This window comes from Terrirubrum flagellatum, assembly GCF_022059845.1.
GTDB lineage: Bacteria > Pseudomonadota > Alphaproteobacteria > Rhizobiales > Beijerinckiaceae > Terrirubrum > Terrirubrum flagellatum.
Window position 1 is genome coordinate 193,094 of the sequence record NZ_CP091852.1, and the last position, 13,680, is coordinate 206,773.

The window sequence follows — 13,680 nt, forward strand, 5'->3', positions numbered from 1 at the left end:
CCCGCGCTGCGCGCGTCCCGGGATGACGGCGAAGAGGCGGTCCGGAATCATTTGTTTTAGCTCCGGCGCTGATCAAAGCGTCGGCCGACCATGGCGGCGGCGATATTCACTTTCTGGATGTCGATCGCGCCGCCGGCGATGCCCCAGCCCCAGGAATCGCGCAGACGACGCTCCATTGGATATTCCCTGGAATAGCCATAGCCGCCCATGAGCTGCACCGCCGCGCCAGTCACCTCGCGCGCGATCTCGTTGGAAAAGCATTTCGCCAGAGAAGAGTCGATCACGCTTGGCATCCCTTCCTCGGCGTTCCGTGCGGCGCGGTGGATCAGCAGGCGCGCGGCTTCCACGCGCATCTTCATTTCAGCGAGCTTGATCTGCACCGCCTGGAACTCGACAATCGGGCGGCCGAACTGTTTGCGCTCCTGCACATAGGCGAGCACATCCTCAAGCGCGCCGGAAGCCTGGCCGAGCGCCATCGTGGCGTTGCCGCAGCGTTCGAGATCGAACGCTTCCATCAACTGTTTGAAGCCGCCGCCGGGCGCGACGACGTTCTCCAGCGGAACTTCCACATTGTCGAAATAGAGATCAGACGACGGCACGCCGCGGAAGCCCATGAGCTGCTCCTGCGGCCCGTAACTCAATCCCTTCGCGCCTTTCTCCACCAGCACGGCGCCGATCCCTTTCGCGCCGGGAACGCCGTCGAAACGGCAATAGACGACATAGCCGTCGGCGTGACCGCCGCCGGAGCACCAGCGCTTCGAGCCGTTGATGACGACCTTGTCGCCCTGGATTGCGGCGGAGGTTTTGAGATCGGTGAGCGCACTGCCGGCGTCGGGCTCCGACATGCCGATGGCGATGACGGCGTCGCCGGAACAGACGCGGGGCATGATGCGGCGGCGCAGCGACTCCGGCGCGAAATGCTCGATCGCCCGCGCCGGGCCGACGCAGGATTCGAAAACAGGGAAGGCGACGGCCGAGGAGATCTTCGCGAATTCCTCCACCACCACCAGCGCTTCGAGATTGCCGAGGCCAAGGCCGCCATAGTCGGTCGAGACATTGATGCCGAGGAAGCCGAGCTCCGCGTAGCGCTTCACCCAGTCATGGGGGACCGGCTCGGCCTTCTCCTCCAGCTTTTTGGCGAGCGGCTTCAGCTGCTCCTGCGCGAAGCGGCGCGCCGCCTGCTGCAGTTCGACCTGCTGGTCCGTGAGACGGAAATCCATGGGCGCAGCCCTCCCGCCGGCCCGTCGCGCGAGCCTTGTCAGGTTGCTATTATACAAAACATGGCCCAGCAATATACAAAATTGACATCTGACATGAAGGCATCCATACAGACGGAAAGAGCCCGGCAGGGGAGGAATTGATGCAGCTCAGCCGCGAGGACCTGCTCCGGACCTACCGCCAGATGCGGCTGATCCGGGAGTTCGAGGAGCGGCTGCATGTCGAGAACCGGACCGGAGAGATCGCCGGCTTCACCCATCTCTATGCCGGGCAGGAGGCGATCGCGGTCGGCGTCTGCGAGAACCTCACCGACAAGGACTACATCATCAGCACCCATCGCGGGCACGGGCACTCCATCGCGAAAGGCTGCGATGTCGAGCAGATGATGCTGGAGATCTACGGGCGCGCCGACGGGCTATGCAAAGGCCGCGGCGGCTCCATGCATATCGCCGATCTCACCAAGGGCATGCTCGGCGCGAACGGCATTGTCGGCGGCGGCCCGCCAATCGCGCTCGGCGCCGCCATCGCCTGCAAGCTGCGCAAGGATGGCAGCGTCTCGGTCTCGTTCATCGGCGACGGCGCGTCCAATCAGGGCACTGTATTTGAAGCGCTGAACATGGCCGTGGTGCTGAAGGCGCCGAAGGTCTTCATCTTCGAGAACAACGGCTATAGCGAGCATACCGGCGCGTCCTACGGCATCGGTTGTGATGATCTCGCCGGCCGCATCAGGGGCTTCGGCCTGCCGGTGTTCGAGGCTGACGGCTTCGATGTCTTCTCCGTGCGCGATGCGGCGAAAGCGGCGATTGATCATGCGCGCGAAGGCAAGGGGCCGAGCGCGGTGCTCGCCACCGCGACGCGTTATTTCGGTCATTTCGAGGGCGATCCGCAGCTCTATCGCGCCAAGGACGAGGTCGAGCGATTCCGCAAGGAGAAGGATTGCCTGCTGGGATTCCGCAAGAAGATCGATGAGGCGAAGCTGCTCGACAAGGCGGAGCTCGACGGGATCGACTCCGAGGTGCTGGCGCTGATCGAACGCGCGATGGTCGCCGCAAAGTCCGCGCCGCCGCCGCCTTTGTCGAGCGTGCTCGAAGACGTCTACGTGCGTTACTGAGGCTGTCGCAATGGCTGTGATGACGATGCGCGAGGCGTTGAACGCCGCGCTGTTTCAGGAAATGCGCCGCGATCCCACCGTGATCGTGCTCGGCGAAGACGTGTCGGGCGGCGCCGGCGGCACCTCGGGAACGCGCGACGCCGCAGGCGGAATCTTCGGCGTGACCAAAGGCCTCATCCATGAGTTCGGCGCCGATCGCGTGATCGACACGCCGATCAGCGAATCCTGCATCGTCGGCGCGGCGAATGGCGCGGCGCTCGCGGGGTTGCGTCCCGTGGCCGAGCTGATGTTCGCCGATTTCGTCGGCGTGTCGCTCGACCAGATCTACAATCAGATGGCGAAGTTCCGCTACATGTTCGGCGGCCGCGCGCGCACGCCAGCCGTGATCCGCATGTCCATGGGCGCCGGCATGAACGCCGCCGCGCAGCATTCGCAGACGGTCTATGCGATGCTGACCGCCATTCCGGGCCTGAAGGTCGTGGTTCCCTCCAATCCCGCCGACGCGAAAGGCCTGCTCGCCAGTGCGATCCGTGACGATGATCCCGTGATGTTCCTCGAACACAAGGCCCTCTATTCGCGCAAGGGCGAGGTGCCCGATGGCGATTACGCGACGCCATTTGGCGAGGCGGCGCTGCTGCGCGAGGGCGAGCATGTCACGGTGGTCGCGCTGGCGCGCATGGTGGGTTTCGCCGAGCGCGCGATCGACAAGCTCGCCGCCGAAGGAATCACCTGCGATCTCATCGATCCCCGCACCACATCGCCGCTCGACGAGGACACCATTCTCGAAAGCGTCGTGAATACGGGCCGTCTCGTGATCGTGGATGAATCGCCGCCGCGCTGCAGCCTCGCCGCCGACATCGCCGCGATCGTCGCGCATAAAGGATTCAGCTCGCTCAAAGGTCCGATCATTCCGGTGACGCCGCCGCATACGCCGGTGCCGTTCGCGCGCGAACTGGAGCGCGCCTGGGTGCCGTCGCCGGAGCGCATCGAGGCGGCGATCCGCGACGCGATGAAGGCCGGCTGAGCAAAGCGTCATGTCGAGGATTCATCCGGTCACGCTGCCCAAATGGGGCCTCGAAATGTCGGAAGGCGCCATCGCGGCGTGGCGTCTTGAAGAAGGCGCTGCAGCGGCGAAGGGCGTCGAGCTTGTCGACATCGAGACCGAGAAGATCGTCAACACGCTCGAGGTTGATCGCGACGGCGTTCTCCGGCGCCGTCTCGCGTCCGTGGGCGCGACGCTGCCTGTCGGCGCGCTGATCGCCATCCTCGCCGACGCCGATGTGAGCGAAGCCGAGATCGACGCCTTCATCGCGGGCTATCGGCCTGTGAACGCCTCCTTCGAGCCCGGCGCCGAAGTTGCGCCGCCCTCCAAACAGCAAATCAACAGCGCGGCGTCATCCGCCAGCGCCGCTCCGGCGGTCGCTGAAGCCGTATCCGCCGACGAGATCAAGCGTCGCAACGCTGCGGCCCATGCAAGTCCGATCGCACGCCGGCTTGCGGATCAGCTTGGCGTCGATCTCTCGCAGGTGACGGGAACCGGCAAGGAAGGCCGCATTTCGCAGGCCGATGTGGAGGCCGCTGCGAAGGCGCTGGGGACGGCTCCCGATGCAGCGCTGCCCGATCCTTCCCCACTCTCGGAACCCGCGCCAGCGGCCGTTCCTGAGCCTCTGGCGGGCCCTGCAGCGCGGCGCCTCGCCCGCGAGGAGAATGTCGATCTGCGCGACGTCGCGCCGACCGGCGAGAAGGGCCGAATCCAGAAGGAGGATGTGCGCCGCGCGGCCGAAGCCCGGCGTAGCGGGCCGGCCGAACAGCGCTCGGAACTGACGCCCTGGACGCCGATGCGACGCAGCATCGCTGACGCGCTGCTGCGCGCCAAGCAGACCGCGCCGCATTTCTATTGCGCGATGGACATCTCGCTTGATGCGGCGTCGCCATTCATCGAGCGGCTCAACCGTGACAACGGCGCGCGCGTCACCATCAATGATTTCTTCGTCAAGGCGGCGGGACGCGCGCTCGCCGAGACGCCCGACGTGAACATCCATGTCGAGGCTGAGGGCGTGCGCCGCTTCTCGCGCGTCGACATCGCAATCGCCGTCGCGATCGAGGGCGGTCTGGTGACCCCGGTTCTGCGCGACGTCGATGGGACCGACATCCGCGCGCTGGCGGCGTGCGCCGCGGCACTGGCGAAGCGGGCGCGCGCTCGCACATTGACCTCTGATGATCTCAAGGGCGCAACCTTCACCGTGTCCAATCTCGGCATGCATGGCGTGCGCGCTTTCGACGCGATCATCAACCCGCCACAGGGCGCCATCCTTGCGCTGGGCGCGGCGCGGCGCGAAGCGCGCGAAACGCCCTCTGGAATCGCTTTCGGTTCGGTGCTGACCGCGACAATGTCATGCGATCATCGCGCCATCGACGGCGTCCTCGCGGCGCGCTTCCTGTCGGCGCTGAAGCGGATCGCGGAGGATCCGCTCTCGCTCGTGCTCTGAAAATTACGCCTGCGCCGCAACGCGTTGTGGCGCTGCGTCCGGCTGCGAGATGTAGTCGGCGAGCACGTCGCCCTGCACGGTCGTATGCTTGCGGAACAGCGCGTAGGCCGTTTCTGAATCGCCGTTGAAGATGGCTTTCAGAATGTCGTCATGGTCCTTGAGATTGGCCTCGCGCCGGCCGGGATAGCGAAGCTGGAAGCGCCGGTAGGGCACGAGCATGATGCCGAGCTTGTTCGTCATCTCGATCAGCACATCATTGTGAGTGCCGTCGATGACCTGGAGATGGAAGCGCCGGCTCAGCGTGTAATAGGCGTCGTCGTCGCCGGCGGCGAGCGCGGCGGCCGAACGGTTGTGCGTGTCCTCGATCTCCTTGCGCTCCGACGCAGACATGCGCCGCGCCGCGAATTTCGCGCAGAGGCCTTCGAGCTCCGACATCACCTCGAATTTCTGGATCATGTGGCGCACGTCGGTGCGCGCGACGAAGGCGCCCTGACGCGGCCTTTTCTCGACAAGCCCGGACTGCACGAGCTGGAGCATGGCTTCACGCACCGGCGTGCGCGACACCTCGAAGCGGCGCGCGATCGATTCCTCGTCGAGCGGCGCGCCAGGCGCCAGCGCGCCTTCGAAGATCTCGCGTTCGATGGCGAGGCGGACGGTTTCGGAATGAGTCGGGCTTGCGGCTCGGGGCATTGGATCATCCAGACTGGCGGGGCCGCGGCGTCGCGGCGACGGACAGACATACGAGCGCGAGGCGACGCCATGCGGAGGCGCGGTCCCTCTTTTCGCAACCCAGATCGGCTTTGTCCGTATACAACATAGTCTGCCAAAATATGTTTTTTGGTCGAAGCTGGCAACCACGCCGGCCGCGACAGCCGTGAACAGATCGAAATCGGTTGCGGAATCAGGTAATTGAAGGTTGTTGACCGAGGATTGTCGCGCGAGTCATCCGATCAGAGTTTCTGCGCTGAAACCTCGTTTGAACGGCTGGATTCGGGCCGAAGTGATCGGGAATCGCCCTTGGTGGCGATAATGTATTTTTATTGAAAGAAATTGTATATCATGATTTCCTGCTTTTGCGCGATGAAGCCAGCGGCTTTCGCGCGAACGACGCGGCCGCGACGACAGCCGCGCGAGAGGAAGCGCAAGATGGCGGAATCGGCGCGGGCGTCGCGCGACTATGACGTGATCGTCGTCGGGGCGGGAGGCGCCGGGCTTGCGGCGGCGTCTGCGGCCGCTGACGCGGGCGCGCGGATTCTCGCGATCGACGCCGCGCCCAAGGTCGGCGGGTCCACGGCCCTGTCAGGCGGCGTGTTCTATGCGGCGGGCACCAGCGTCCAGCGCAGCGCCGGGGTCGTCGACACGCCCGACGATCAATTCCGCTATTACATGAACGCCAACCAGCACAAGCTCGCGCCCGCGATCGTGCGGCGGCTGTGCGACGAGGGCGCGGACACGCTGGAATGGTTGATCTCGCTCGGCGTGCGATTTCCGGAATCGAATCTCTATGTCTCGGGCGTCGACGGCGTGCGCCGCGGCCATCGCGCGGAGGGCCATGGCGCGGAGATCGCGGCGGCGCTCGAAGGTTCGCTCTCTGGCAAGTCAGTCGATATCGCGACCTCGACGCGCGTGCGCGATCTGATCATCGATGATGCCGGCCGCGCGAGCGGCGTGCGCATCGACGGGCAGGACGTATCGGCCGGAGCCGTCGTCATCGCAAGCGGCGGTTTCGGCGCCAATCCGCGTTTGCTCGCGGAACTCTATCCCGACGCGACGCGTCATCCCGATCTCGCCTGGTATATCGGCTCATCCTTCTGCCGCGGCGACGGGCTGGAGATGGCGCGCGCGGTCGGCGCCGATGTCGCCGCTGTCAACAAGGGTCTGCTGCTTCTCACGCCCGGCTTCGCAAGGGAGCTTGAGACCTATTTACCCGGCTGGGTCGTGCATGTGAATCACGAAGGCCGCCGCTTCATCAATGAAAGCACGGAATATTCGGTGCTCGCCTCCGTTCTGAAGGAGCAGACCGCCGGTGAATGTTTCGCGATCTTTGATGAAAAGTCGCGTGCTGCGTCGCGCTCGACGCCGGCGCCGAACTGGGCCGCTGACCGCCTCGCGCATTTCATCGAGACCGGCCATATCGCGCGCGCCGACACGCTTGCTGAACTCGCTGACAAGATCGGTGTCCGCGAGGAGACTCTGGCGACGACGATCGAGACCTACAATGCAGGCTGCGATCGCGGCCGCGACGAGTGCTTCTTCAAAAAGCCTGAGCTTCTCCAGCCCGTGCGGACGCCACCTTTCCACGCCGCGCGGATCAGGCCCGCGATCATCTGCTGGACCGGAACAGGTTTGCGCATCGATCGCGAGGCGCGGGTGCTGACGAAAGCGGATCGTCCGATCGCCGGTCTGTTCGCAGCGGGCGAGGCGACCGGCGGCGCCTTTGGCGAATGCTACGCCGGCGGCGGCGCGTCGATCGCGAATGCGATCATCTTCGGTCGTGCGGCCGGGCGCAACGCAGCGGCGTTTGCGCGCATGGCGTCATGATCGATTTCGCGGAGATGGAGAAGCTGATCGGCAAAGTGCTGCCTGGCGGCGCGGCCCGCATCCTTCCTTATGAAGACTGGCTGATGAGCGATGCGGTTTGCGCTGTTCCCGCAGCGAACGGCGCCCATCCGATCTGGGCCTATCTCGCGCCGATGGCGGGCCTTGGCCTCACATGGGGCGAGTTCTTCGCGTTCGCCGGCGCGCAAGCGGATGACGGTCCGATGTTGGGCGAGATCGACATCGAGATTCGTGAGCCTTTGCAGACGGACGTTCCCTATCGCGCCGAGGGTGAGATCATCGACGTCAAACGCAAAAGCGGGCGCGCGCTTGGCGTCTTCGATCTCCTGACCTTCCGCGTCGATCTTCTCCTCGGCGAGCGCCGCGTCGCGACCTCGACGCAGTCGATCATCTTTCCCCGGCGCGGCTGAGCGTGATGCAGGTCGGCGCTGAAATTCCTGCTTTCACTGTCGATCAAGTCGACGCTGCGCGCATGAAGACGATCGCGGCGCTCATGCGCGACCCCAATCCGATCCATTGGGATGCCGGGGAAGCACGGAAGCGGGGGCTTGGCGACAGGTCTATCAATCAGGGGCCCGCGAATATTGCCTATATCATGAACATGCTCGCTGATTTCGCCGGCGACCGCCGCGCGATCAGGCGATTGCGGTTGCGGTGCCTCGGCATGGTCTTCGCCGGCGATCGCGTCGTCGCGCGCGGGAAGATCGAAGGGCTTCGCGAAGATGCAGGCGAGCGCCTGATCGATTGCGCCGTCTGGCTGGAGCGCGACGGCGAGCGGATTCTTGAGGGATCGGCGATTGTCGCGATACCGGCAGTTGGCGGCTCGCACGCAGGAGCCGCGTCATGACATCTGGCGGCGATGGCGCGACGATCGATGCCGCCGTCCTGCGCGCCGGACGATCGACCGTCTATGATCTCTTTCGCCAGACCGCGGAGCATGCGCCAGCTTCGATCGCCATTGAACATGGCGCATCGCACATTTCCTATGGCGAGCTGCTGCGCGATGTGAATCGGCTTGCTTTCGATTTGTCGCGGCGCGGCGATCGCGTCGCCGTCCTGTCGGAGAACAGACCGGAATATCTGAGGCTTCTTCTCGCGGCCGCCGCGATCGGCGCGATCGTCGCCTGCCAGAATGTGCGCCTCGCGCGCGCTGAGCTCCAGCATTGTGTCGCGCTCGCGGCGCCGAAGCTGATTTTCGTTTCCGCGCGCCATGCGGCGACGGCGGCGCAGCTTGATTGCGCCGACGCGTCCGTTCTCAATATCGCGGCGACGCCTGATGATGCGCCAGGCGCCGATCCGTTCACAGGCGATTCCTCGGTCGATCCGGAAGATCCGCTGATCCTCATCTACACCAGCGGCACGACGGGATTGCCGAAAGGCGCGCTGATCAGCCATCGCGCCGAGATCGCGCGCATGGCGGTCGCGCACATCGATCTCGGCGGACGCCGCGACGACGCGATGTTCGCCTGGGCGCCGATGTATCATATCGGCGGCGTCGATCAGGCGCTCGCCGCGCTGATGCTGGGCGGAACGGTCGTGATCACCGACGGATTTCATGCGCCGCCTCTGATCGACGCCTTGTCGCGCCATCGTTTCGGCTGGCTGCTGCTGGTTCCCGGAATCATCGAGCCCGTTGTCGAGGAGCTGGAGCGCAGCGGCGTCGCGATCCGTGGCGTCTCTTCTGTTGGCTGCATGGCCGATCTTGTGCCGCCGGCGCTGATCGCGCGTGCGACGAAGGCGTTCAATGCGCCGTTCCTCAACAGCTTCGGCATGACCGAGACAGGTCTTGCGCCATTGTCCGGCGATCTCATCCTTGTTGGCGTCGCGCCGATGAAGCTGTCGAAGCGGCTCAACACGCTCTGTGAATTCAAATTGATCGATGCGGAGGGCCGCGAAGTCGCGCCCGGAGAGGTCGGCGAGGGCGCGGTGCGCGGGCCGACTCTGTTCAGCGGCTACTGGAATGCGCCGGAGGCGACGGCGCGCGATTTCTCGAACGGCTTTTTTCGCATGGGCGATCTGTTCCGGCGAACGCCTGATGGCGCGTATGATTTCGTCGATCGCGCCCGCTATCTCATCAAGTCGGGCGGCGAGAATATCTATCCCGCGGAGATCGAGCGCGTGCTGCTTGCCGATCCGCGCGTCTCCGACGCCATCGTGGTGCGCAAACCCGATGCGAAATGGGGTGAGGTCCCGGTCGCCTTCGTCGCACGTACAGATGACTCACTGGACGAAGCGGCGATCGAGACGCTCTGCCGTCGCGCGCTCGCAAGCTACAAGCGGCCGAAAGAGGTTCGCTTCGTTGCGTTCGCCGATTTCCCGCGCAGCACATCGGGAAAGATCGTGCGCAGCGAGATGGAAAAGCGGCTCTAGAAATCTGGGATCAAGGAGGACATCATGAGCAATTCATTGACGCTGGAGCGCCGCATCATGCGGCTTGAGGCGCGCGCCGAGATCGCGGAGATCATCGGCGCCTATTGCGTGTCATGCGATGATCGCGATGTTGACCGGTTGCGCTCGCTGTTCACCGAAGACGCTGAAGTTCTCTCGAAGGATGGCGTGATGAAATCGTCCGGTCTCGACGCCATCATGACGATGTATGACGGCCGTTTCCGTGCGCTCGGACCGACATTTCACTGGACGCATGATCATGTCGTGAAGTTCGACGACAGCGATGATGACACTGCGACGGGATTCGTCACCGGCCATGCCGAATGCTTCCGCAACGGACAGACGCTGGTCGCAGGACTGCGCTATGATGACATCTACCGGCGCATCGGCGGCGCGTGGAAATTCAAACGGCGCATGCTGAGCTTCCTCTATTATGTGCCGGTGCAGGAATATGCCGATGCGCTGGGCGACAAATTGCGCCAGCGCGCTTATGGAGACCGCCGCCCGGCGGACTTTCCGGAATCTCTGCCGAGCTGGGTCGCCGGCCGCTACGCGGCGTGAGCGTTCGTCAGCTCGCTTCGAGCATCTTCACGAGCATGAACTTCTGAATCTTGCTCGCGGACATCGGCCATTCCGTTACGAAGCGCACATCGCGCGGCACCTTGAAGCTCGCGATGCGCGGCCGGCAGAAAGCGATGATCTCGTCCGGCGTCGCTGCGGCGCCGGGCTTCAGTTCGACGAAAGCGACAGGCACTTCGGCGAGCCGCGCATCCGGCCGGCCGACAACCTGGCAAAGCTTCACCGCATCATGCAGCGAGACGATCGATTCGACCTCCTGCGCCGCGACATTTTCTCCGCCGACCTTGAGCATGTCCTTCAGGCGGCCATGGAACATGATGGTTCCTGATGCGTCGAGCGAACCCAGATCGCCGGTGTGGAACCAGCCGCCGCGCAGGGCCTGCGCAGTTTTCTCCGGGTCCTTGTAATAGCCTGACAGCAGGCTGAATCCGCGCACGGCGATCTGGCCGATTTCGTCGCTCGCCGCTTCATCACCATTCTCACGCAGGATACGCACTTCGAGGCCCGGCAATGGCCGCCCGAGCCGGCGCGTGCGCTCGTCGTAAGAGTCGTCGAGCGCGCTGGTGCAGACCGTGCCTGACGTCTCGGTCATGCCGAACGTTCCGACCTGGATCGTGTGCGGCATCGCCTTGCGCAGCGCTTCACGAAAGCTTTCCGGCTGCACTGCGAGATTGCTGTTCATCACGCGCACGCGTGACAGATCGGTCTTTGCGAAGTCGGGGTGATAGATCATCTCGCCGATGAAAGTGCCGAAGCTGGGATAAGTGACTGTCGCGCGTTCGCGCTCCAGCATCGCGAGCGCTGTTCCCGCATCGAAATGGCTCATCGAGAGATAAGTCGCCTCGACGGAAAAGATCGCGCAGATCGGGAAGATCGCGCCGATATGATACATCGGCAGCGGCGACCAGAAGACGTCGTCCTGCGTGATGGCGTAGCGGATGCTCAACGCCTGTCCGGTGCGGATAACGGCTTCATGGCTGATGAGGCATCCCTTCGGATTGGATGTGGTGCCCGACGTATAGAGAATGAGGCCGACGTCGCGCACACTGACGGATCGGCGGCGCCGCAGCGCCTCTTCAGCGGAGCAGGAGTCCGCGAGCGCGTCGAACTGCGGGCGCGTCGTGAAACCCGGCGCCGCGCCTTCACCAACAAGAATGATCGAGCGCAATTCGGGCGCTTCGGCGAGCGCGAGAGGCTCGCCGTCCCGAGTTGTGGCGAGATCGGGAAAGGCTTCGTTGAGTCGCTCGACGAAATCGACCTTCTCGGCGACGCGCGTGGTGGTGATGAGAGCGACGAGATCGGCGTTCTTTGTGAGATAGCCCAGCTCGTGGCTGCGATAGCGCGCATTGACGGGCACGGCGACGGCGCCGATCAGCGCCACGCCGAAGAAGGCTTCCGCGAATTCGATACAGCTTGGCAGCAGGAGCCCGACATGCTCGCCGGGCTTCACGCCGAGCGCGACAAGTCCCCGCGCCCAACGCGTCGCGCCCGCGGCCAATTCGGCATAGTTGCGCCGCTCGGTCGGGAAAACCAGAGCATCCTTGTCGGGCTGATGGGCCGCGGCTCTCAGCAGCATGTCGCCAAGGGTCGTGACGGCCGTGAAATCCCTGAAATCGAGCATCTGCCGGCCCTTCCACCCGCGTTGGCCGATTGCAGCCAACATTATTGTATTTAAAGAGGCCATAAATATGCAATTTATTCGCGACCGAGGCAATTAGCTCTCAATCGCTCGTGCTGCGGACCTGCGCCGTGGCGGCGAATTTGAGCTCGCTTAGCGAAATTCCGCAAGGCGATAAAGCGCTTGCAGGAAAACGGCGGACTGAGGCGGGCGAGGTCGAAGTCTAATTCCCGGTCGCGTTCTTCGGCGCCGAAAAGCCATCGCGGCGCCTCGGTCAGATCAGTGACCAACCGATGAAGACGGCGACTGTGGCGGTTGGCCAGCCGTCCGATGAGCCTTATCGAGAAAGCCTATTGTATCCGGATGGATGGCATTGCGTATATATTAGAGTTAGGCTAACTTTCGATTGGGGATGGTTTCGGACCTGAAAGCCTGGACATCCGCATATTCGCCAGCGGGAAACCCGCGGCAGGGCGCTCGATTGGGCGGCTCGCCGGTCCCTTGATCGCGCGAACGTCGATCGGTCGCCGGACATTGATCAGGGGAGGAATGGATGACAGGCAGAAAGCTTGGCCGATGCGTGGCCGTCGCGGCGGCTCTCGTCGGTTCGACGATCCTCGCGCAGGCGGCCGACTACACCGTCGTGGTGCTACAGTCGCTCACCGGTCCCGCCGCCTTCATCGGCGCCCCGATCAAAGACGGGATGACGCTCGCCGCGGAAGAGATCAACGCCAGGCAGGAAATGGGCGCGGGCAACACGCTGAAGGTCATCGTCGCTGACGACGCAACTGACCGTGCGCAGACGCTGTCGCTCATCGCGCGCTACAACGCCGATCCGAACGTGCTGATGATTCTCGGGCCAACCAGCGGCTCGGTTGCGGTCGCCGGCGCCAACGCCGCGAATGATCTGAAAATCCCCGTCGTCACCACGACGAATTCGCGCGATGTGCTGAAGAACGGTCCCTGGTCATTTATTTTGACGCAGCCGGCTGATGTGACGATTCCCTATATCGGCCGTTATGCGGTCGAGAAGCTCAAGGTGAAGAATTGCACGGTCATCGGCATTGCCGACAATGAAGCTTACGTCACGCTGCAGAAAACGTTCGAGGATTATATCAAGCAGGCCGGGGTGAAGATCGGCTCGGTCGAAGCGATCAAGCAGACCGATTCAGACTTCTCGGCAGTGAGCACCAAGGTCGCGAATGGCGATCAGGATTGCGTGTTCATTTCCGCGCCGGCGCCGCAGACTGCGAACATCATCATCCAGTTGAAGCAGGCGGGCCTCGATCCGAAAGTCAGCATTCTCGGGCATAATTCACTGGCCTCGCCGCAATTCGTGGAGAAGGGCGGGAAGGCCGTCGAAGGCGCCTACTTCATCGCGGACTGGGTGCCGGGCGGCTCGAGCGATTTCGGCAAGGCTTTCGCGCAGGCGTTTCAGGCGAAATACAAGTCAGAGGCCGATAACTGGGCGGCCGTCGGTTATGGCGGCATGCGCGTCGCGGCGGCGGCGCTGAAAGCCGCCGGAGCGAATCCGAGTCGCGACGCGGTGCGGCAGTCGCTCAGCGTGGTGAAGGGCGTTAAAGTCGTTGTCGGTCAGGGCGATTATTCCTTCGATGGCGAGCGCGTGCCGCGCCCCGGCATGAATGTGCTCACGGTCAAGAACGGCCAGTTCGTTCTCGCGCCCTGAATTCCGTTGTCGTCTTACGGCTGCGCCGGAC

The 13,680-nt window shown here is 64.0% G+C and carries 12 protein-coding genes; 9 read left to right on the forward strand and 3 right to left on the reverse strand.

Going from position 1 to position 13,680, the window contains the following annotated elements:
• Nucleotides 1-56: 56 nt before the first annotated feature.
• Nucleotides 57-1,220 carry an acyl-CoA dehydrogenase family protein gene (locus L8F45_RS27430; RefSeq protein ID WP_342363934.1) on the reverse strand — a complete coding sequence of 388 codons (1,164 nt, stop codon included), beginning with the start codon at nt 1,218-1,220 and terminating at the stop codon, nt 57-59.
• 140 nt (nt 1,221-1,360) lie between these two features.
• On the opposite strand from L8F45_RS27430, the gene L8F45_RS27435 reads away from it, so the two are divergent.
• The 3 genes from L8F45_RS27435 to L8F45_RS27445 are packed head-to-tail and all read left to right on the forward strand — an operon-like array spanning nt 1,361 to nt 4,818.
• Complete coding sequence (locus L8F45_RS27435; protein ID WP_342363935.1) at nt 1,361-2,329, forward strand: thiamine pyrophosphate-dependent dehydrogenase E1 component subunit alpha; 969 nt, start codon at nt 1,361-1,363, stop codon at nt 2,327-2,329.
• A 10-nt stretch (nt 2,330-2,339) separates the two neighbouring features.
• On the forward strand, nt 2,340-3,353 hold the full coding sequence (locus L8F45_RS27440) for an alpha-ketoacid dehydrogenase subunit beta (protein ID WP_342363936.1): 1,014 nt from the start codon (nt 2,340-2,342) through the stop codon (nt 3,351-3,353).
• Nucleotides 3,354-3,363: 10 nt separating this feature from the next.
• The gene (locus tag L8F45_RS27445) at nt 3,364-4,818 is read left to right on the forward strand and encodes a 2-oxo acid dehydrogenase subunit E2 (RefSeq protein ID WP_342363937.1); all 1,455 of its coding nucleotides are present in this window, start codon (nt 3,364-3,366) and stop codon (nt 4,816-4,818) included.
• Nucleotides 4,819-4,821: 3 nt separating this feature from the next.
• Here L8F45_RS27445 and L8F45_RS27450 read toward each other — a convergent pair whose 3' ends face one another.
• Nucleotides 4,822-5,508, reverse strand: coding sequence for a GntR family transcriptional regulator (locus L8F45_RS27450; RefSeq protein WP_342363938.1), 687 nt, complete (start codon nt 5,506-5,508; stop codon nt 4,822-4,824).
• Nucleotides 5,509-5,964: 456 nt separating this feature from the next.
• Between L8F45_RS27450 and L8F45_RS27455 the strand changes: the two genes are divergently transcribed.
• From L8F45_RS27455 to L8F45_RS27475, 5 genes are read left to right on the forward strand one after another with little or no spacing between them, the layout of a single operon-like run.
• On the forward strand, nt 5,965-7,359 hold the full coding sequence (locus L8F45_RS27455; RefSeq protein ID WP_342363939.1) for an FAD-dependent oxidoreductase: 1,395 nt from the start codon (nt 5,965-5,967) through the stop codon (nt 7,357-7,359).
• The gene (locus L8F45_RS27460) at nt 7,356-7,787 is read left to right on the forward strand and encodes a hypothetical protein (RefSeq protein WP_342363940.1); all 432 of its coding nucleotides are present in this window, start codon (nt 7,356-7,358) and stop codon (nt 7,785-7,787) included. Before L8F45_RS27455 ends, L8F45_RS27460 begins: the two co-directional genes overlap by 4 nt.
• Nucleotides 7,788-7,792: 5 nt before the next feature.
• Nucleotides 7,793-8,224 (forward strand): MaoC family dehydratase, encoded by a 432-nt coding sequence (locus L8F45_RS27465; protein ID WP_342363941.1) that lies wholly within the window; start codon nt 7,793-7,795, stop codon nt 8,222-8,224.
• Nucleotides 8,221-9,747 (forward strand): class I adenylate-forming enzyme family protein, encoded by a 1,527-nt coding sequence (locus L8F45_RS27470; protein ID WP_342363942.1) that lies wholly within the window; start codon nt 8,221-8,223, stop codon nt 9,745-9,747. The genes L8F45_RS27465 and L8F45_RS27470 overlap by 4 nt, the downstream gene beginning before the upstream one ends.
• A 24-nt stretch (nt 9,748-9,771) precedes the next feature.
• Nucleotides 9,772-10,326, forward strand: coding sequence for a nuclear transport factor 2 family protein (locus L8F45_RS27475; RefSeq protein ID WP_342363943.1), 555 nt, complete (start codon nt 9,772-9,774; stop codon nt 10,324-10,326).
• A 7-nt stretch (nt 10,327-10,333) separates the two neighbouring features.
• Here L8F45_RS27475 and L8F45_RS27480 read toward each other — a convergent pair whose 3' ends face one another.
• Nucleotides 10,334-11,965: a class I adenylate-forming enzyme family protein gene (locus L8F45_RS27480; RefSeq protein ID WP_342363944.1), complete on the reverse strand. Its 1,632-nt coding sequence runs from the start codon at nt 11,963-11,965 to the stop codon at nt 10,334-10,336.
• A gap of 550 nt (nt 11,966-12,515) precedes the next feature.
• Between L8F45_RS27480 and L8F45_RS27485 the strand changes: the two genes are divergently transcribed.
• Complete coding sequence (locus L8F45_RS27485) at nt 12,516-13,649, forward strand: ABC transporter substrate-binding protein (protein ID WP_342363945.1); 1,134 nt, start codon at nt 12,516-12,518, stop codon at nt 13,647-13,649.
• Nucleotides 13,650-13,680: the final 31 nt, after the last annotated feature.